General features: G+C 68.8%; 20 protein-coding genes. 5 read left to right on the top strand and 15 right to left on the bottom strand.

The genetic code is table 11. The features are described from left to right. Nucleotides 1-59: 59 nt before the first annotated feature. The 7 genes from ACIBI5_RS34235 to ACIBI5_RS34205 form a co-directional block, all read right to left on the bottom strand. Nucleotides 60-548, bottom strand: coding sequence for a DM13 domain-containing protein (locus ACIBI5_RS34235; RefSeq protein ID WP_397252850.1), 489 nt, complete (start codon nucleotides 546-548; stop codon nucleotides 60-62). A 96-nt stretch (nucleotides 549-644) separates the two neighbouring features. Next, nucleotides 645-1037 (bottom strand): hypothetical protein, encoded by a 393-nt coding sequence (locus ACIBI5_RS34230; RefSeq protein ID WP_397252849.1) that lies wholly within the window; start codon nucleotides 1035-1037, stop codon nucleotides 645-647. Nucleotides 1038-1354: 317 nt separating this feature from the next. Further along, complete coding sequence (locus ACIBI5_RS34225; RefSeq protein WP_397252848.1) at nucleotides 1355-1861, bottom strand: carboxymuconolactone decarboxylase family protein; 507 nt, start codon at nucleotides 1859-1861, stop codon at nucleotides 1355-1357. 90 nt (nucleotides 1862-1951) lie between these two features. Continuing rightward, on the bottom strand, nucleotides 1952-2983 hold the full coding sequence (locus tag ACIBI5_RS34220) for an alpha/beta fold hydrolase (protein WP_397252847.1): 1032 nt from the start codon (nucleotides 2981-2983) through the stop codon (nucleotides 1952-1954). After that, nucleotides 2980-3447: a MarR family winged helix-turn-helix transcriptional regulator gene (locus ACIBI5_RS34215; RefSeq protein WP_397252846.1), complete on the bottom strand. Its 468-nt coding sequence runs from the start codon at nucleotides 3445-3447 to the stop codon at nucleotides 2980-2982. The genes ACIBI5_RS34220 and ACIBI5_RS34215 overlap by 4 nt, the downstream gene beginning before the upstream one ends. A 36-nt stretch (nucleotides 3448-3483) precedes the next feature. Further along, the gene (locus ACIBI5_RS34210) at nucleotides 3484-4038 is read right to left on the bottom strand and encodes a DoxX family protein (RefSeq protein WP_397252845.1); all 555 of its coding nucleotides are present in this window, start codon (nucleotides 4036-4038) and stop codon (nucleotides 3484-3486) included. A 230-nt stretch (nucleotides 4039-4268) separates the two neighbouring features. Continuing rightward, entirely contained in the window at nucleotides 4269-4781 is a 513-nt protein-coding gene (locus ACIBI5_RS34205; protein ID WP_397252844.1) for a nitroreductase/quinone reductase family protein, read from the bottom strand. An 88-nt stretch (nucleotides 4782-4869) separates the two neighbouring features. Between ACIBI5_RS34205 and ACIBI5_RS34200 the strand changes: the two genes are divergently transcribed. The 3 genes from ACIBI5_RS34200 to ACIBI5_RS34190 all read left to right on the top strand — a co-directional run bounded on the left by ACIBI5_RS34200 (nucleotide 4870) and on the right by ACIBI5_RS34190 (nucleotide 8289). Further along, complete coding sequence (locus ACIBI5_RS34200) at nucleotides 4870-5490, top strand: TetR/AcrR family transcriptional regulator (protein WP_397252843.1); 621 nt, start codon at nucleotides 4870-4872, stop codon at nucleotides 5488-5490. Nucleotides 5491-5589: 99 nt separating this feature from the next. Continuing rightward, complete coding sequence (locus ACIBI5_RS34195; protein WP_397252842.1) at nucleotides 5590-6945, top strand: FAD-binding oxidoreductase; 1356 nt, start codon at nucleotides 5590-5592, stop codon at nucleotides 6943-6945. A 129-nt stretch (nucleotides 6946-7074) separates the two neighbouring features. Next, entirely contained in the window at nucleotides 7075-8289 is a 1215-nt protein-coding gene (locus tag ACIBI5_RS34190; protein ID WP_397252841.1) for a WD40 repeat domain-containing protein, read from the top strand. 71 nt (nucleotides 8290-8360) lie between these two features. Here ACIBI5_RS34190 and ACIBI5_RS34185 read toward each other — a convergent pair whose 3' ends face one another. Then, nucleotides 8361-9185: an IS5 family transposase gene (locus ACIBI5_RS34185; protein ID WP_397252840.1), complete on the bottom strand. Its 825-nt coding sequence runs from the start codon at nucleotides 9183-9185 to the stop codon at nucleotides 8361-8363. Between the two features lie 80 nt (nucleotides 9186-9265). Then, entirely contained in the window at nucleotides 9266-10684 is a 1419-nt protein-coding gene (locus ACIBI5_RS34180; protein ID WP_397252839.1) for a PLP-dependent aminotransferase family protein, read from the bottom strand. A 76-nt stretch (nucleotides 10685-10760) separates the two neighbouring features. Here ACIBI5_RS34180 and ACIBI5_RS34175 point away from each other — a divergent pair, with 76 nt between their 5' ends. Continuing rightward, nucleotides 10761-11309 carry a dihydrofolate reductase family protein gene (locus tag ACIBI5_RS34175; RefSeq protein WP_397252838.1) on the top strand — a complete coding sequence of 183 codons (549 nt, stop codon included), beginning with the start codon at nucleotides 10761-10763 and terminating at the stop codon, nucleotides 11307-11309. A 25-nt stretch (nucleotides 11310-11334) separates the two neighbouring features. Here ACIBI5_RS34175 and ACIBI5_RS34170 read toward each other — a convergent pair whose 3' ends face one another. Next, the gene (locus ACIBI5_RS34170) at nucleotides 11335-11973 is read right to left on the bottom strand and encodes an O-methyltransferase (RefSeq protein ID WP_397252837.1); all 639 of its coding nucleotides are present in this window, start codon (nucleotides 11971-11973) and stop codon (nucleotides 11335-11337) included. A gap of 45 nt (nucleotides 11974-12018) precedes the next feature. On the opposite strand from ACIBI5_RS34170, the gene ACIBI5_RS34165 reads away from it, so the two are divergent. Next, nucleotides 12019-12606, top strand: a complete 588-nt coding sequence (locus ACIBI5_RS34165; RefSeq protein WP_397252836.1) for a TetR/AcrR family transcriptional regulator — start codon at nucleotides 12019-12021, stop codon at nucleotides 12604-12606. Between the two features lie 8 nt (nucleotides 12607-12614). Here ACIBI5_RS34165 and ACIBI5_RS34160 read toward each other — a convergent pair whose 3' ends face one another. The 5 genes from ACIBI5_RS34160 to ACIBI5_RS34140 all read right to left on the bottom strand — a co-directional run bounded on the left by ACIBI5_RS34160 (nucleotide 12615) and on the right by ACIBI5_RS34140 (nucleotide 16608). Then, entirely contained in the window at nucleotides 12615-13073 is a 459-nt protein-coding gene (locus tag ACIBI5_RS34160) for a hypothetical protein (RefSeq protein WP_397252835.1), read from the bottom strand. Nucleotides 13074-13244: 171 nt separating this feature from the next. Continuing rightward, nucleotides 13245-13826 (bottom strand): dihydrofolate reductase family protein, encoded by a 582-nt coding sequence (locus ACIBI5_RS34155; protein WP_397252834.1) that lies wholly within the window; start codon nucleotides 13824-13826, stop codon nucleotides 13245-13247. A gap of 65 nt (nucleotides 13827-13891) precedes the next feature. Then, a complete protein-coding gene (locus ACIBI5_RS34150; RefSeq protein WP_397252833.1) occupies nucleotides 13892-14731 on the bottom strand; it encodes a helix-turn-helix domain-containing protein in 840 nt (279 codons plus the stop codon). Nucleotides 14732-14803: 72 nt separating this feature from the next. Then, complete coding sequence (locus tag ACIBI5_RS34145; protein ID WP_397252832.1) at nucleotides 14804-15220, bottom strand: hypothetical protein; 417 nt, start codon at nucleotides 15218-15220, stop codon at nucleotides 14804-14806. Nucleotides 15221-15324: 104 nt separating this feature from the next. Beyond that, entirely contained in the window at nucleotides 15325-16608 is a 1284-nt protein-coding gene (locus ACIBI5_RS34140; protein ID WP_397252831.1) for a tetratricopeptide repeat protein, read from the bottom strand. Between the last annotated feature and the right edge of the window lie 243 nt (nucleotides 16609-16851).

The raw sequence follows: 16851 nt of genomic DNA, 5'->3' as shown, positions 1-16851 counted from the left end.
GGCACGTTGGCACCCCGGTCCGCTCCATGGCGCGGACCGGGGTGAGCTGACGTCGGCGGTCAGGCCAGCGCTGCGGCTCCGAACGAGACGCTGAACCGCTTGCACCAGATCGTGACGCTCCTGAAGACATCGAGATCGGTGTCCGCGGGAATGGCGTAGTTCGCGTTGCCCTTGTTGCCCTTGAGGTTGCCGAGTTCCACGGACCGCCCCTTGCCGACGCTGTACCAGTCATCGGTCACCGGCCGGTCGGTGAGCCACACGCGCAGGTCGGGTCCGTCGGAGGTGTCGAGCTTCTCGATCCTCAGAACCCGGCTGCCATCGGCGAGGCGCAGGACCTTCACCGTGCCTGTGGTCCGGTGCTCGTGGCTGCGGAACTCACCGCCGGCCAGTTCCCTGACGGCCGGAGACGGACGGGTAGCGGAAGGCGTAGCGGAGACGGACGGCAGTGCCTCGTCGACCGTCACGGTGGTGAACAGCCGCCAGGGCTGGAAGAGGTACAGGCCGACCGACGCGACCCCGACGGCCAGACCGGCGGCCAGCCAGGTCACCGGCCTCCTGAAGATGCTCATGTCCCCAGCTAACCGCACCGGCCTGGGTCAGGGTCTTACCGTGCGCTTACGCCGCACGGGTGCGCTTCGCCGCGGTCAGCGTGCCACGCGACGAACGACGCCGGCAGCCCGGTCGCCGCGAGCGAGCCGAGCTCGGTGCCGGCCGCCGCCAGGTTGAGGCGGCCACGCTGGTCCTTGAGCCCGTGGCAGGAGTAGGACGTCGTCGGGCTGCCGGTCGGCGAAGAGCGCCGCGACCCGGCGGCGCAGCACGGATTCGCCGGCATCGGTGAGCGTTCCGACGTCGAAGGCGACGATGGCCGGCTCGCCCAGGACCTCGGCGAGCGCCCGGATGTCGGAGACGGGCGAGCGCAGCCGGCTCAGCCCGGGATCCTCGTAGGCCGCGTTGGCCACGAGGAGGGCGGTGCGCCGGCCGGCCGTACCGGAAAGACCCGCGGCACGAGACGTGGCACCGGCCTCGGTGGAGACCACGACCCGGATGTGCCTGCCGCCACCCCGCGATCTGCGCCACGGACGCCGCCGTGGACAGTCCTGTCACCAGGAAACCGATCCCGCCGGCGATCAACTCGGCCGACCGGGTCCCATCAGGAGCCGGCCCCTCCACCACGCGCGTGACCCCGCAGATTCCTTCCCGGCCGACCTCTGCCTGATCCACGCCGGGGTGATCCGCAGTGAGAATCGTGCCCGCGGACATCGCGGCTCCGGATCAGGGGGTCAAGAGGGCAGACATCTTGATGCTGCACGAGGGGCCGCGCCGTGGCAGCTGTGCGCTCGGCCGGCGGCGAGCTCTACGTCGTCGACGTCCAGTTCTCGCCGGCGGGCCGGCCGGCGACCGGCTTGCCGATGACGGTGAGGGGGATGAAGAAGCAGCTCCGGCCGATCGCCATGCAGAGCGTCACGAGGGCCCGTTCGTCGTAGTGGGCGGATGCCCTGGCGAACAACTCGTCGGACACACGCTCCCCGCCCGGATTCGGGGTGAAGGTGGCGTCCACGAGCTCAAGGACGACCTGTTCGGCCTCGGTGAAGTAGTGAGGCGTGTCCCTCCAGGTCGCCACGGCGGTGATGCGCTCCTCCGATTCGCCGAGCTTGCGGAGGATGCCGGTCTGCCCGATGGTGTGGTACGTACTGTCGAATTGCTGCCCGAGACGGAGCTGCGCCAGGGCGATGAGGGTCGGCGAAATCGACCCGTTCTCCTGGGCCTTGGTCATACCCCCGCCGATCTCCCACAGCTCGGGGATGAACTGGCTGGGGTCGGGCAGCCTCGACTTGAGGTGGTCACGCTTGGTGGTGGACATGGTGATCTCTCCTTGCCGTAGGGACACCTGCATCTCCACGACGAACAACCCCGGTGACCGCGGGACCACCAGAGTTGTGAGGTACGACACTCATCGCGTGGCGGGCTCTCCCGAGACGTCCTGGGTGAAGAAGGTGTCGACCGCCTCCACGAATGAGCGGGGTTTGAACATGTGGATCACGTGATTGGCATGAACCTTCCTGTACCGGCTGTGCGGCACGAGCTGCTTGATCCGGGCCGCGTCCTCGTCGTCCATGGCGCCGATCAGGCCATGGCCGGGCAGCCGCCGCCAGTCGCCGTGCAGTACCAGCAGCGGGCACGACACGCGGGAGAGCGCGTCGGCGTGATCGAGACCGTCGTAGAACCGGCCGTCGACGAAGGCGCGCGCGAAGTCCGGGTCGTACATGGACAGCGACTTGAGCAGCAGGCGGAGTTTGAGGGGGAAGTAGCCGATGTCCACGGGCCGGCCGGGGTGGCGTGTCTGGAACGCCTGGATCCGGTGGGACAGGAAGGTGATGAACCAGTCCGGGACCCGCTTCTCGCGGACTTCGGAGATCGGGAGGGTCAGACCGCGGAAGTAGTCGGCCAGGTCACGATTCTGAGGGTCGCCGAGGGCTTCGGCCAGATGCTTCAGCCCGCCGTACACGAAACGATCGTGATCGCGGAAGCGGGGCAGCTGCGCGGAGAACACCGGGGCGTCCTCGAGGATCACCGCGGCGACCCGCGGGGGCAGGTTGGCCGCACACCACAGCGCGAGGAGGCCGCCGGAGGAGTTGCCGGAGATGACGGCGGGAGTCCGGACGACCTCGGACAGGAACGTGCTCATGTCCGCGCCCAGGTGCCGCCAGGAGTATGCGCCCGGGGTCCAGCTCGACTTGCCGTGTCCGCGTACGTCGAGCGCGTAGACCAGAAACCGCCGCGACAGCGGCACCAGCACCCGCTGGTAGCTCTCCCAGGTGGCGGTCTGCGCCGGCAGCAGGACCAGCGGAGGTCCGTTGTCCGGGCCCACCACGTAGTTGATCCGCAGGGTCCCGGCGTCGAGCTGGACCTCCCGGAAACCGGCGGACCGCACGGCTCTGATGTCGATCGTTCCGGACAGGCCCTCGTACGGGTTGCGGTTCATGGGAGTCCTTTCTGCGCGCGGTGGGCCTGCCCGTCGGCGAGGTCGGACGACACGAGCTCGATGAGCTCCGTCAGCGCGTCGGCCAGCGCGGCGCGGCCCGGTTCGCTCATGCGGCCCAGGATGGCCGCGAACCTGTCCGCCGACCGCTGATCCACGGTGCTCAGCAACCGTTCGGCCTCGTCGGTGAGCTGCAGCCGGATCCGCCGGCGGTCGTCCTGATCGCTCGTCCGGTGCAGCAGCCCGGCACGGACCAGCCGGTTCACCAGCGCGGACGTGGCCGCGAGCCGTCGTCCGAGCGTCTCGGCCAGTTCCGACACCGTGCAGCCGCTTCGCCGCCGGACGGTGAACAACATGCGCAGTTGCGGCATGGTGAGATCCAGGTCCAGCCATGCCTCCGGCCGCTGCAGCGCCAGCATGCGCAGCCGGGAGGCCAGCCGCTCGATGTCCCCAGAGGTACTTGCCATGATGTGAATAGTCTACGCCTTGTTGACTATTTTCGATCAGAATTGGGCGTGGGTCATCGTGTACCATGTCGGAGCGAACACCAGCAGGGCCATCACGGCGAGAACCGCGAGCGACTTGAGCAGGCGTGGGGTGGTCAGGGTCGCCGCCGCGGTGGGCCTGAGGTTCCATCGGCCGAGCGCGATGAACGCCGAGACGCCGCCGAGGACGAGGTTCGCGGGGACCAGGGCGTACTCGCCGCGCACGATGTGGAAGGCCGTCGCGAGGATCATCGTCAGGGCCAGACCGGCCGCGGCGAGCGGGGTGAGCCTCGGCTTGACGCCCGTCATCGCGGGCAGGATGAGGCCGATACCGCCGAGCACCTCGACGACTCCGATGAAGACGATCAGGGTCTGGGGTACGGCCGCGTACCAGGCGACGGCCCGGGGAGCGGTCTCGTAGAGGGCGGCGTCGTACAGCAGGACCTTGCCGAAGCCGCTGCCGGCGAAGAAGAGGCCCCAGAGCGCCTGCAGGAACCACAGGATGCCGTTCAGGGTCAAGATCCTGTTCTTGGCCTTGGCCGGGAGGCTGGAGAGGGTGTTGGTGGCGGTCATCGCTTTGCTCCTTCGGAGTGCCGTTGTGCTGACAACCCCGAGGATCTCCGGCAAGGTTGATACATCCGCGATGCGCCGGCGATTCATCGGCGCTCACGCTCTGGCGCTAGAAAGGCGGCTCCGTTCACCTGGGTGCCCAGGCGCGCCAGGCGGGTGAGCTCCCGGTTCCCGCGGGCCTCGAGGATCGGAACTCGAACGACAAGCCCAAGGGGTGGGCGGCAGGTGCGTTGTCACTGCTCGGGGACGGGTTCCAGCACGATGACGGGGACCTGCCTGCCTGCGGCGGCCTCGAACTCGGCGAACTTCGGGACGAGTGCCACCTCTTTCGCCCAGAGTCGGTCGCGCTCAGCGCCTTCCGCGAGCCGAGCCACGACCGGCACGCGATGCGTGCCCACCTCGACTACGGCCTGCGGATTCGCCATGAGGTTGTGGTACCAGACCGGATGATGCGGACTGCCGCCGTGGGTTCCGAAGATGGCCCAGCCATCGCCCACCGGCTGGTAGAACAACGGGCTGATCCTTTCGCGTCCGGTCTTGGCCCCGGTGTGGTGCACCAGGATGAGCGGCATGCCCTGCTCGTCGAACCCGGGGAACCGGGGCGGGATGGGCCGGCCTGCGGCGAATTCCTCTTCGCTGCTCCAGGGCACGTACCCGCCATTCGCTCGGAACTCGGCAATGATCCGATCGTTCCAGTCGCCGATGGCAGGGGCTTCGGCTGCGGTGGTCGTGGACGGGTCGGTCATGACATCCCCTTCATTATCCGGAGCACTTGCTCCTCAAAATAGCACAGAGCGGAGCACGTGCTCCGTATAAGGAGGTATGCTCGGCTACATGGCAGTGGCCGAACCGGAAGACACCACCCGGCGCCGGGCGCCGCGTGTGGACGCGATCCGCAACCGGGAAGCGATCATCGAGGCCGCCGCCGACGTGCTGGCCGAGCAGGGCGCCGCGGTGGACGTACGCGAGATCGCGCGCCGCAGCGGGGTGGGTATGGGCACCCTCTACCGGCATTTCCCGAAGAAGGAAGATCTCGTGCACACGGTCCTGCGCAGGGACTTCCTGAACTGGGCGGACTCGGCGCGCCAGGCGGCGATCGAGGCCGAGGACCCCTGGGCGGCACTGACCGATTTCTACCGGCAGGCCCTGACCGGCTACGCCCGCCACCGCGCGATCATGGAGAATTTTGCGCTGACCTGGGCGGACCCCGATCTGGAGGGCATCCATCAGCTTCGCCTCGTCATCGAGCAGTTGTGCGCCCGCGCCGTCGCCACGGGCCTGCTGCGCCCCGGCGTGACCACCGATGACCTGCTGCTTCTTCTGGTCTCGCTGGGCCACGCCGTCCAGGTCACCGACGACTGCCGGCCGCAGATGTGGAACAGGCTGTTGCGCATCTCCCTCGACGGCCTGCGGGCCGACCACCACGATCCACTTCCCGCGGACGTCATCGAGTGACGGACCGGCGGCCGTGGTGTGGCCTCCGTGAATTGGTCCTCGATCAGCCTGCGGGATCGGACTTTATCGCCTGTACCAATTCTTGTCAGGCTGAGTGGCATGACAACGACAGCGACGCGCTTCGACGGCCGGCTTCTCACCCCTGGCGACGCCGGCTACGACACCGCCCGTACCGTCTGGAACGCCATGGTCGACCGGCGTCCACGCATGATCGTCCGCGCGGCGGGCGTCGCCGATGTGGTCGCCGCCGTGCGGATGGCCCGGGAACTGGACCTGGAGATCGGCGTGCGCTGCGGCGGGCACAACGTCGCCGGCTTCGCCGTGCCCGAGGGCGGCCTCATGATCGACCTGACGCCCATGGGCGGCGTGCGCGTCGATCCTGCCCGCCGGCGGGCCCGGGTGCAGGGCGGCGCGCTGCTCGGCGCGCTGGATCGGGCGTCCCAGGCGTACGGCCTGGCCACCACCGCCGGCAACGTCTCGCACACCGGCGTCGGCGGGCTCACGCTCGGCGGCGGCATGGGCTGGCTGGCCCGCCAGTACGGCCTGGCCTGCGACAACGTCGTCTCCTACACAATGGTCACCGCCGAAGGCGACGTGGTGACCGCGAACCGTACGGAGAACCCGGATCTGTTCTGGGGCCTGCGCGGTGGTGGCGGTAACTTCGGGATCGTCACCGAGTTCGAGTTCGAGTTGCATCGCATCGGCACGCGGACGCTGGTCGCCGAGTTCGACTTCCGTGCCGAGGACGCCGTCCCGGTCATCGAGGGCTGGCGTGATCTGAACGCCGTGGCGCCCCGGCAGGCGACGTTCACCGCCGGTGTCGGCGGCGGCCCCGCGGGCCCGATCGCCACGCTGGGGTTCGTGTGGGTCGGTGACCCGGACGAGGGCCGCCGGCTGCTGCCCGCGATGCGGGCGCTCGGGCGTCCCGTCGCGTCGCGCGTCACGACCCCGTCGTACCTCGAACTGCAGCGACGGGACGACTCCACCGGCGGCCACGCGTACCGTCGCTACTCCAAGGGGCACTATCTGCGGGAGTTTCCCACCGCGGCGATCGAGGCGTTCCTGCTGCGCGGCGGCACCGACCTGAGCGCGAGCCCGTACCTGCCGGGCGTCGGCCTGCAGGCGCACGGCGGCGCGATCGCCGACGTCCCGGACGCGGACGCGGCGTTCAGCCATCGCGGCACGATGTTCGAGTTCGGCGCCGGCACCCGCTGGACCGACCCGGCCGAGGACGACGCCAGGATGGGCGCCGCGCGTGCCGCCGGCGCCTCGCTCGAACCGTACGCGAGCGGGGTGTACGTCAACTCGTTGACGGCCGACGAACTGGCCGACGGGCAGCGTGGGGTACGGCGGGCGTACTCGGCCGCGAAGCTGGCCCGGCTGACCGCGGTCAAGACCGCCTACGACCCGGCCAACGTGTTCCACCTGAACCAGAACATCCGCCCGGCACCCTGAGAGAGTGTTTGAGAAGAGTATTTGTGTTTGGCGTGACGCCGTGACGAGAGGCGTTTGTGCGTTGAGCAGGAGGTTGCATCCGTAGCTCTTCCGGAACAAGGATCCCGGCCGCTACAGTGACGCCGTCCCGTGATCACGATCATGGGACAGAACGCCTGGAAGGACGAGGAGATGGCGCGACGTGCAGTAAGGACGGGTGCCGGAACGCTGGCGGTCGCGCTGGGTCTCCTGGTAGCAGGCACGTGCTGGCACACGCCCGTGGTGATGGCGACGCCGGTCGCTCTCGCTGGCCATCCTGCCAGGCCTGCACTCCCTGCAGAGGCTCCGCCCTTCGGAAGTGAGCTGCGCGGACCGTTGAAGGGCCACACACGCGGCATCAGCGCGCTCGCGATCGGCGAGCGCAGCGACGGCACCCGAGTCATCGTCTCTGCCAGCTTCGACAAGACGCTGCGGGTGTGGAGCCTCGACACGGGCAAGCCGCTCGGCAGGCCCATCACCGGCCATCACCGGCCTGCGTACGACGTAGCGATCGGTAAGCGCAGCAACGGCACCCCTGTCATCGTCTCCGGCGGTGAGGACGGCACCGTACGGATGTGGAACCTCGACACCGGCAAACCCTTGGGCAAACCGCTCAGAACCGGGCACGCGCTCGTCCACGCGGTCGCCGTCGGGAAGCGCAGTGACGGCACGCCGGTCATCATCTCCAGCGGCGAGGGCCGCAAAACGGTGGCGCTCCACATGTGGAACCTGAACACCGGCAAGCTCATCGGCAAGCCGTGGTGGGGTCACTATTCCGGCGTCATGGACATCGAGGTCACCAAGCGCGCCGATGGGAAGCCCGTCTTTGTGACCGGCAGCACCGACTCAAGGATGCGGATCTGGAACCTCGACACGCGTAAACCCATCGGCAAGCCTCTCAACACCTGCTTCACCTGCATGGTGTACGGGGTGGCGATCGCGGAGCGCAGCGATGGACAGCGCGTCATGATCTCGGCAGAAGTCCCGAACTTCCCTCTGGACGAGGGAAGCCCACCAGCGACGCTGCGCATCTGGAGCCTGGAGTCGGGCCGGCCCCTCGGGGAGCCCCTGACGCATGAAGGAAACGCCCACCACCCCTTCGTCGTGACAACCAAAGACGGTGACGGCACCCCGGTCATCGTCTCAGGTGGCAACGACCGCAACGTGGTGGTGCGCAACCTCGATACCGGCCGACCCCTTAGCGGCCCCTTCGCCGGCCACACCGACAACATCAGCGCTCTGGCTGTGGGCACACGCGAGGATGGCACCCCCGTCGTCGTCTCCGGCAGCCTCGACACCACGATCCGGGTGTGGAGTCTCGCCTGAGCACCCATCACTGACGCCTACTTCCTGGGAAGAGCCATTTCTGAGTGCGTGCTTGAGATGGACGAGCAGCCTCAGTCGCAGACGTAGCGGCGCTGACGTCGAGTGGGTCCCCCTCGGGAGATGCGGCGGGTCATGCCAGCGATGGCAGCCCAGCGGATGATCGCCTCGGAGACGGCAGGGTCGCGTTCGTAGTCACGAGCCAATCGTCGGCAGGCGGTCAGCCAGGCCAGCGTCCTCTCCACCACCCAACGGCGGGAGATGACGCTGAAGCCGCGCTGGTCAGCAGGCTTGCGTACGATCTCCAGAGTGGTGTGCAGAGTGTCGCGGGCCCAGTCCACCAGCCGTCCCGCGAAGCCCTGGTCGGCGAAGACGTGCCGGATCGGGGTGGTCAGGTAGGCCGACAGCAGAGCGGTCTTGGTGCCGTCGCGGTCTTGCCAGCTCGCGGCCATGACGGCGACCGTGACGAGCAGACCGGTGGTGTCGGTGATGATGAACCGCTTGCGGCCGTTGACCTTCTTGCCCGCGTCGTAGCCGCGGCTGTCGCGGCTGACGGCGTCGGCGCCCTTGACGCTTTGGGAGTCGATGATGCCCGCCGACGGCTCGTCGGCGCGGTCGGCCTGGCGGCGGGCTTTGATGCGCAACTCGGTCAGCAGCGCTTCGGTGACGCCGGCCTGTTCCCACTGCTGGAAGTACCAGTACACGGTCTGCCAGGGCGGTAGGTCGGTGGGTAAGTACCGCCAAGGGCAGCCCGAGCGGACCACGTACAGGATGGCATTGACGATCTCCCTGCGCGGATGCTTCTCGGGACGTCCGCCGGTGTTCGGCTCGGGCAGTAAGGGCTCGATCAGCTCCCACTGCGCGTCGGTCAGATCTGAAGGGTAGCGCTCAGGGGGCATCCGGCCACCCTGACGACACCGGCGCTCGTCGTCACACTGCCACGCCGAACATGAACGATCTTCTCAAACACGCACTGAGATCAGGCTCCCCGTACCTCCCGGATGGCCGTCGCCAGCAGCGCGACCCCCTCGGCGATGGCGCTCTCGCCGAGGATGGCGTACCCGAAGATGAGGCCGCCCGGTCCGCTCCCGGCGATCCGGTACGGGCCGACGCCGTGGATGCCCAGTCCGTGCCTGGCGGCGGCCGTCACCACCTCCGCCTCGTCGAGGTCGGGCGGGAGCCAGGCCACCACGTGCTGCCCGGCGGCGATCCCGGCCGGTTCCAGTTCGGGCAGGTGAGTGCGCAGGGCGTCCAGGAGCGCGTCGCGGCGGCGGCGGTACACCGGACGCATCCGGCGCAGGTGGCGGTCGAACTCGCCGCGTGCCAGGAAGTCGGCGAACGTCAACTGGTCGATGACCGGCGAACCGCGGTCGGCGAGCACTTTCGCCGCGGCGACGTCGGTGACCAGGTGCGGGGGCAGGACCATCCAGCCGAGCCGGAGTCCCGGGGCGAGCGTCTTGCTGGCCGTACCGCAGTAGACGACGTGATCGGGCGCCAGTCCCTGCATGGCGCCCACGGGCGAGCGATCGTAGCGGTACTCGGCGTCGTAGTCGTCCTCGATCACGATCGCGCCGCGGCGCTGGGCCCAGCCGATCACCTCGGCCCTCGCCGAAGCCGACAGCACTCCCCCGGTGGGCCACTGGTGCGACGGCGTGAGCACGACCGCGTCGGCGTCGGCCCGCTGGAGCGCGTCGACCTGAACGCCGCCCGGACCCACCGGGATGCCGACGACGTCCAGACCGGCGGCGCCGGCCAGCACCCGGGCGTCGTCGTCGGACGACGGGTCCTCCAGGGCGATCCGCCGGGCGCCGCGCTGGACCAGCACCTGGATCAGCAGCGAGATGCCCTGCCCGAAGCCATTGCAGATCACCACATTGCCCGGGACGGCCGAGGTGCCGCGCACCCGGTTGAGGTAGTCGCACAGAGCCTCGTGCAGTTCCGGAACGCCGCGCCCGTCGAGGTAGGCGAACCGGTCATTGGGCGTGGTGGTGAGCACGGTGCGTACCGAACGCAGCCAGGTCGAGCGCGGGAACTGGGACACGTCGGTGCGACCGTACCCGAAGTCGACTGTGAAGCCGGCGCTGCGCGCGGGCGTCGGCGGCGCGGAGCCCGCCGTGGCGGCCGGCGGTATCGACGCGGCGACCTGGGTGTATCCGCCGGAACGGCTGGCGAGGTAGCCCTCGGCCACGAGCTGCTGGTAGGCCTCGACGACCACCCCGCGCGAGACCCCGAGGCCGGTCGCGAGGGTGCGGGTGGGTGGCAGCGACGCGCCCGTCCGCAGCCGGCCGGCCCGGATGCTCGCGCGGATGGACGCGCCGATCTGCCGGTGCAGCGGCACGCCGGCGTCGCGGTCCAACTCGATGAACAGGTCCTCGGCCGGCCCGGAATTGGTCCTCATAAGCCCCACAGGATCGGACCTTATCGGCGTGTACCGATTTCTGCCAGGCTGAGTCACCAGCTCACAGGAGGCGACAATGAACGACACCAAGCCGCAGACCGCCAGTGGGAAAGTGCTTTTCCACTTCGCGATGTCACTGGACGGATTCGTGGCCGGGGTCAACCACGACATGGGCTGGATGGCCGGAACGGACAGGCCGGGCCTGCAGGACGAATACGTGCGGACAACAGGAGCCGTTCTCGGCGGCCGGGACGGATATGACGCCTTGCCCGGCGCCCGCCCCTACTCCAGCGACTGGGACGGACCGGTCTTCGTGCTCACCCACCATCCCGAAGACGCCACGCCCGCGGACGGGATCACGTTCCTGAACTGCGACGTCGCCGAGGCCGTGCGGATCGGGCTGGAGGCGGCCGGGGGCAAGAACCTCGAGGTGTTCTCGCCTACCATCGGGCGTCAGCTTCTCGACCTGGGGCTGATCGACGAGATCGACCTCCACATCATGCCGGTCATGCTCGGGCAGGGCATCCGCCTCTACGACAACCCCGGCAGTGAGCCGATCTACCTTCACCATGTCGGCCAGAGCGACCCCACGGCGACCGTCAACGTACGCTACCGACCCATCTGAGCTTGAGATCGCGCCGTAAGCAGCGCTACAGGCGGCAGCTGATCTCCAGCCCGTCCTCGACCGGGAACGTCACGCACGCGTACCCGTTGTCCGGTTCCCGCACGTACGCGAGGTAGGGCTGCACGTTCGCCAGTTCCACATCGTCGGCGACCACCAGCGTGCCCGGGGCGAGACGGGGCTCCAGCAGTCGCAGCACCGGAAGGTAGAGGTCCTTCCATCCGTCCAGCAGGACGAGGCCGGGCGCATGCGGCAGATCGGCGAGCGTCTGCAGGGCGTCTCCCTCCAGTACGGTGATCACCTCCTCCAACCCTGTTTCCGCGAAGGTACGGCGGGCCGTGGCGATCTTGTGCGCACTCAGTTCGGTGGTGATCACGCGACCGGTGCCGTTGTCGCGCACGGCCGCCGCCAGATGCAGCGTGGAGATGCCGAACGACATCCCGAACTCCACGACCGTCGCCGGCCGTATGGCCCGCACCAGGCTGTAAAGCAACCGCCCTGCTTCGGGTGAGATCGGCATGTAGATCTCTTCCGCCGCGTCCGCGTGCTCCTGGGGCGTGTTCCCGAAGCTGTCCACTCGCGCGGCGATCGCGTCGTCCCGGTCCGCCGCGGCGAACATCCGGTCGAGCGCTTCCGCCACGCGAGGTTCCGCCAGTGTGTTTCTCATGAGCGCTAGAGTAGACTAACCGTTGCGTCTAGTCTAGGAGTGGTCATGTCCCGTCCGCATCACGGCAACCGCCATGGGCGTAGTGAGGCAGCGCGCCAGGCCGTCCTGGAGGCGGCCGACGACCTGCTGGCCGAGAAGGGATTCGCCGGGGTCACGATCGAGGGCCTCGCCGCGCGGGCCGGCGTCGCCAAGCAGACCGTCTACCGCTGGTGGAAGAGCAAGACCGAGGTCCTCGTGGAAGCGTTCCTGCAGGACCTGGCCGAGGCGCTGACCCCGCCCGACCACGGAGACCTCGCCCTCGACCTGCGCGCCTACCTCCGCCTGCTCGCGCGGTTCCTCAGCGAGACCGACTCCGGCGCCGTCTTCCGCGCACTGATCGCGCACGCCCAGCTCGATCCCGTCTTCGCCGCCGACTTCCGCGACCGCTACCTGGCCGAGCAGCGCCGCCGCGACCGCCTTCCCCTGGAGCGTGCCGTACGGCGAGGCGAACTGCCCGTGACCTTCGACCTCGACGAGGCGACAGACCGGCTCGTCGGCCCCCTTTACTACCGGACGCTGGTCACCGATCAACCCGTCGACGGCGACTTCACCGACCGCCTGGCGGAAGCGTTTCTCACCTCCCTCCAGCAGTGATGGCCGGGTCAGCAGGGGTCGATGTACCAGATCGGCCGCCAGTCCACGCCGACCACCCTCTCCGGCTCGTTGGCCGCGATGCTCCTCCTGACCCTGCCTTGCTGGTCCTTCAGGCGGGTCACCGCGTTGCCGGCCTGGTTGTTGTTGAGGGCGCCGGCGTCGATGAAGTTGGATAGCGAACGCTCGGTGCAGTAGTAGAGCTCGTAGACGGTGTGCTGGCCATCGCCTTCACCGGCGGCGACGCACAGGTACCCGGGCCAGCAGTCGTTGAGGAGCGCACTTCGATCCGCACCGCTCAGATTGCGCTTCACCGTCTCGCGGCGGGGGTCGAGCGGGGTGAGCACCGGGGTCCAGGCCGCCGTTTCCGCGGGGGGCGTCCGCGTCGCCTGTGCCGTGGGCGCGGCGATCGAGGACGCCGACAACAGGATGGTGAACGCGGCGATGACGGCCGGCCCACCCTTCCGCACGACACGTTTCGCCGATACGACCATGCTCGTCAGCCTTTCTGACTCATGTTGTCATGTCCTTCACGAGCCAAGCAGGCAACGGCGTCGCGACGGCTTCAGATCGGCTTCACCCCTGACCCAGGAAAGACGTAGGACGGCCCGCTCTTGTGTCGGCGTACCCGCTCAGATCGGTCAACGGCGCACCCGATAGCGCAGGTGAAGCACCCGGTTGCCCTGAATCACCACGTCAGGATCCTCCAACAGGTGCTGCGCGTCGACCGACCCGAAGTAGCGCTTGCCGGACCCGAACACGACGGGTACGACGTCCATGCGCACCTCGTCGACCAGGCCCGCGGCGAGCACCTGGCCGCCGACGTCACCGGCGGCGACCTCGACCATGCGGTCACCCGCAAGCTTCTGCGCCTTGGCCACGGCCGCCTCGACGCCGTCGACGAAGTGAAACGGCGCTTCGGGGTCCCAGCCCTCCGGCTCCGGCCGGTGCGTCACGACGACCACGTGGTCGATCCCGCCCGGAGGCTTTCCGTCCCACCCGTCCGTCATGTCGAAGACGTGGCGGCCGGCGATGGTCACCCCGATCTGGTCCCAGTACGGGCGGGTGTAGTCGTAGGACGTCTGCGACACCTTCAGCTCGCCGCTCTCGTCCAACGGAACGTCACCGCTGGACAACCAGTCGAACAGCGGTCCGGGCTGGTCATTCTCGTCCGCGATGAAGCCGTCCACCGACACCGAGCTGTACATGACCACCTTGCCCACGGGGCTCTCCTCTGCTTTGGGGTGCCCCAAACTAGCGCGTCGTGAGCTGCGGCTCTTGTAAGAAATCAATCGGCCGGCAGCGGCCAGCCGTCCAGCACGTGGCCGGGATGTTCGCGCAGGAACCGCCGCCGGACCTCGACGTACCGCGTCGGCGTGAGCCCGGTGAACGCACGGAACTCGTGGCCGAAGTGGGCCTGGTCGAAGTAGCCCGCGCCACCGGCGAGGTCGCCCCAGTCGATTGGTCCGGCGGGGTCGATCGCGAACACGGTGGCCGTGAAGCGGTAGGTGCGGGCCAGCCGCTTCGGCGTGACGCCGATGAGCTCCTTGAACCGCTGCGCCAGATGAGTGCTGCTGACACCGGCCGCCGCGCTCAGGTCGCCGATCGCCAGCGCCCCGCCGGCCGCCGCGATGACGCTGCTCGTGTGGCGGACCAGCCCCAGACCCGCGGTCTCGCGCAGCCGTCGCATCAGCTCCTCTTCGAGCAGCGTCAGCATCTCGTACGGCCCGGCCGCCGCGGCCAGCCGCTCCCGCAGCTCGGCGACGGCGGGCCGGCCCCACACCTGCTCCAGCGTCACCGGCCGGTCACACAGCTCGGCCGCGGGCATCGGCAGGAACGACGCCGGTCCCCACGGCTTGAAGTGCACGCCGACGGACCGGGTCCCCGGCGGATAGCCGAATTCGAAGGCGCGGGTGGGCATGGTGACCACGCAGCCGTCGGCGTACTCGGCCGTCTCGATGTCGGCGCCGGCGCGGATGCGGAACGGCTCCCCGAGGTTGACGATGAGCAACGCCGACGGGCTCGGCGGCAGCATCAGCCGGGCGTACGGCGGCGCGCCCCCCAGGTAGTAAAGGTCGTCGATCAGCCCGTCCAGCGGCGGCCGCGGCACTCTGGACACGTACTCCACGCCCACAGTATCGCCGACCTTGGCCGCGCCAGGCGGCGCGAAGAAGGCCCCTTCTCGTGCGCCGAGGACGAGTCAGATCGTGCGGGTGAAGTACTTGCAGACCGGGTCGGTGGCGTACTTCGTGTCGAAGACGGTTCCGCCGTGCACGAAGATCGCGTCTCCCTTCGGCCTGCGAAACGAGATGTTCATGGAGCCGGACTTCGAGACGTCGTTCATCTTGAAGACCTTGAGCAGGCTGTCCGGGCTGCCCTTCTTCCAGAACTCGAAGTAGACGTCGTTGTCGCCGCCCACGTTGCCGGCGATGTTCCAGGTGAGCTTCGTGAAGATGTGCTGGCCTCCGGGGTTGCCGTACGTGATCGCCGCCGCGAGCTTGAAGTCGCCCTTGCTGCAGCGTCCGCTGAGGACGGAGGAAGCCGAGGCGGGAGTGGCCGCGAGCGAGAGGGCCAGGCCCAGGGCGCCGACGATGGCCGCGGATCGCAAGGTTCTCATGTCGCCAGACCCTAAAGATCGGCGGTATATCGGAAGTATGCCGCGCGAAAGCGAGCCGCCCAGGTCCGGCATCGACCATCGACGACAACCCCAGAGGACAGTGATCAGGTGGCCTTGCCGCGGGCGAGGTAGAGGTTCATGTCGGTGAAGTCGAGAGTGATGTTGTAGGGCTTGAAGAAGCAGTGGAAGAAGGCGACCCGCACGTCGAACCCGAAGGGAGCGAGCGCGGCCTTGGGGTGCGTCTCGCAGTAGATCTCCCTGGCGGTGGCGGCGCCGAGCCGGATCTCCTTCGGGTAGCACGGATAGGTGACGGCCGGATGGCTGTGGGCGAAGGTTCCGAGCGGACGGTCGTAGTCGCTGCGGATCCCCAGCCGCTCGGCCGTGTCCCCGAACACGACCGCGGCGCTCTCCCCGCCGCTTCCGCCGAAGTTCACGCCCACCACCCCGGTGCCGGAGCCGGCGACGCTGCCCCTGGTGTGCAGATACTGCTCAGCCAGCCACAGCGGCAGGGGCTCGGCGCCCGCCCGTACCTTTCTGGCCGTTTCGGGGGTGCGGCGGCGCAGGATCAGCTGCCGGCCCGCGTAGTCGAAGGTGGTCAGCAGGTGGGAGAAGACCCACGTGCCGATCATGCCGTCGCTGTCGGCGCCGACGTCTTCGCCCGACTCGGTCGCCGACCAGCCCACGGGGACGTTGCGCAGCTCGATGCCGCCCAGCCTGAAGGAGTCCAGAATCCCGTAGTGCGCCCATATGCTGCCGCCCTCAAAATCGATCTTCTGACTGGCGACGGGACTCAGCCCGGCCTCCTTGGCCAGCGTCGCGGTCAAGCTCAGGTTCGAGGCGCCGGTGTAGAAGGTGAAGCTTTTCGCCGGCCCGCCGTTGACCGAGCCCTCGACCAGCGGCATCGGGTCCGTCTGCTTCCACGGCACCCGCGCGATGTCGCCGTGGACCTGATACGCCTCGCCGCGGACCGCCGCGAACCAGGTGGCGTAGCCGTCCTCGCCGGCCGCTTTCCAGTGGGGTGCGGACAGGCCGAACTTGTCCTGCCGGAGGTAGCAGTCGGCCAGGAAGTAGTTGGCGTCCTTGTCGCCGGGCGCCAGTTGCACGGCCATCTTCAGGTACTTTTCGGCCTCGGGGAACCGGTTGCCCAGCAGCCCCACATAGCCGCGCCGGCGGGCCGCGTGCAGGTTCCCGGGGTCCTTCCTGAGGATCTCCTCGTACGCGCGGCCGGCCTGCTCGAACTTCCCGGCCTTGAACAGCGCGTCCGCGTCACCGCTGCCGGCCAGCGCCGTGGCCGCCCCGCCCAGCAGCGGAGCGGTCGCGGCGGCGCCGGCCACCACAGCGGCGCCCCGCAACAGCGAACGCCGGTCCCATTTCCCGTCAATAGCCACGCCTTCTCCTGTCCGTGTGATCGATGCGGCCGGTCGGCCTCGTCCACTGTCGACCGGCCGTGACCCCGGCTCGTTCGCGCCTTGTCATCGTTGTGTGACAGTCGCGCCGGCCGTACGAGGGCTGGTAAGGAGGCGCCAAAGCCATGCTCTAGTGCTGTGACCGGAAATGATCGCCGGGTTGAGGGACGGTTTCAGGCTGCCCATGCGAGGGGCCGGCCTCCCCAGCGGAGGCCTTTCTCGCTG

It is taken from the genome of Nonomuraea sp. NPDC050540, assembly GCF_044457485.1.
Lineage (GTDB): Bacteria > Actinomycetota > Actinomycetes > Streptosporangiales > Streptosporangiaceae > Nonomuraea.
Note: the sequence above shows the minus strand (reverse complement) of the source record. Positions and strands in the feature narration are given on the sequence as shown.

What these genes read in the sequence shown, in the direction of transcription:
- ACIBI5_RS34225 (WP_397252848.1), bottom strand. Translation starts at nt 1,861, where the DNA reads ATGTCCACCACCAAGCGTGACCACCTCAAGTCGAGGCTGCCCGACCCC.
- ACIBI5_RS34220 (WP_397252847.1), bottom strand. Translation starts at nt 2,983, where the DNA reads ATGAACCGCAACCCGTACGAGGGCCTGTCCGGAACGATCGACATCAGA.
- ACIBI5_RS34215 (WP_397252846.1), bottom strand. Translation starts at nt 3,447, where the DNA reads ATGGCAAGTACCTCTGGGGACATCGAGCGGCTGGCCTCCCGGCTGCGC.
- ACIBI5_RS34210 (WP_397252845.1), bottom strand. Translation starts at nt 4,038, where the DNA reads ATGACCGCCACCAACACCCTCTCCAGCCTCCCGGCCAAGGCCAAGAAC.
- ACIBI5_RS34205 (WP_397252844.1), bottom strand. Translation starts at nt 4,781, where the DNA reads ATGACCGACCCGTCCACGACCACCGCAGCCGAAGCCCCTGCCATCGGC.
- ACIBI5_RS34200 (WP_397252843.1), top strand. Translation starts at nt 4,870, where the DNA reads ATGGCAGTGGCCGAACCGGAAGACACCACCCGGCGCCGGGCGCCGCGT.
- ACIBI5_RS34195 (WP_397252842.1), top strand. Translation starts at nt 5,590, where the DNA reads ATGACAACGACAGCGACGCGCTTCGACGGCCGGCTTCTCACCCCTGGC.
- ACIBI5_RS34185 (WP_397252840.1), bottom strand. Translation starts at nt 9,185, where the DNA reads ATGCCCCCTGAGCGCTACCCTTCAGATCTGACCGACGCGCAGTGGGAG.
- ACIBI5_RS34180 (WP_397252839.1), bottom strand. Translation starts at nt 10,684, where the DNA reads ATGAGGACCAATTCCGGGCCGGCCGAGGACCTGTTCATCGAGTTGGAC.
- ACIBI5_RS34175 (WP_397252838.1), top strand. Translation starts at nt 10,761, where the DNA reads ATGAACGACACCAAGCCGCAGACCGCCAGTGGGAAAGTGCTTTTCCAC.
- ACIBI5_RS34170 (WP_397252837.1), bottom strand. Translation starts at nt 11,973, where the DNA reads ATGAGAAACACACTGGCGGAACCTCGCGTGGCGGAAGCGCTCGACCGG.
- ACIBI5_RS34165 (WP_397252836.1), top strand. Translation starts at nt 12,019, where the DNA reads ATGTCCCGTCCGCATCACGGCAACCGCCATGGGCGTAGTGAGGCAGCG.
- ACIBI5_RS34145 (WP_397252832.1), bottom strand. Translation starts at nt 15,220, where the DNA reads ATGAGAACCTTGCGATCCGCGGCCATCGTCGGCGCCCTGGGCCTGGCC.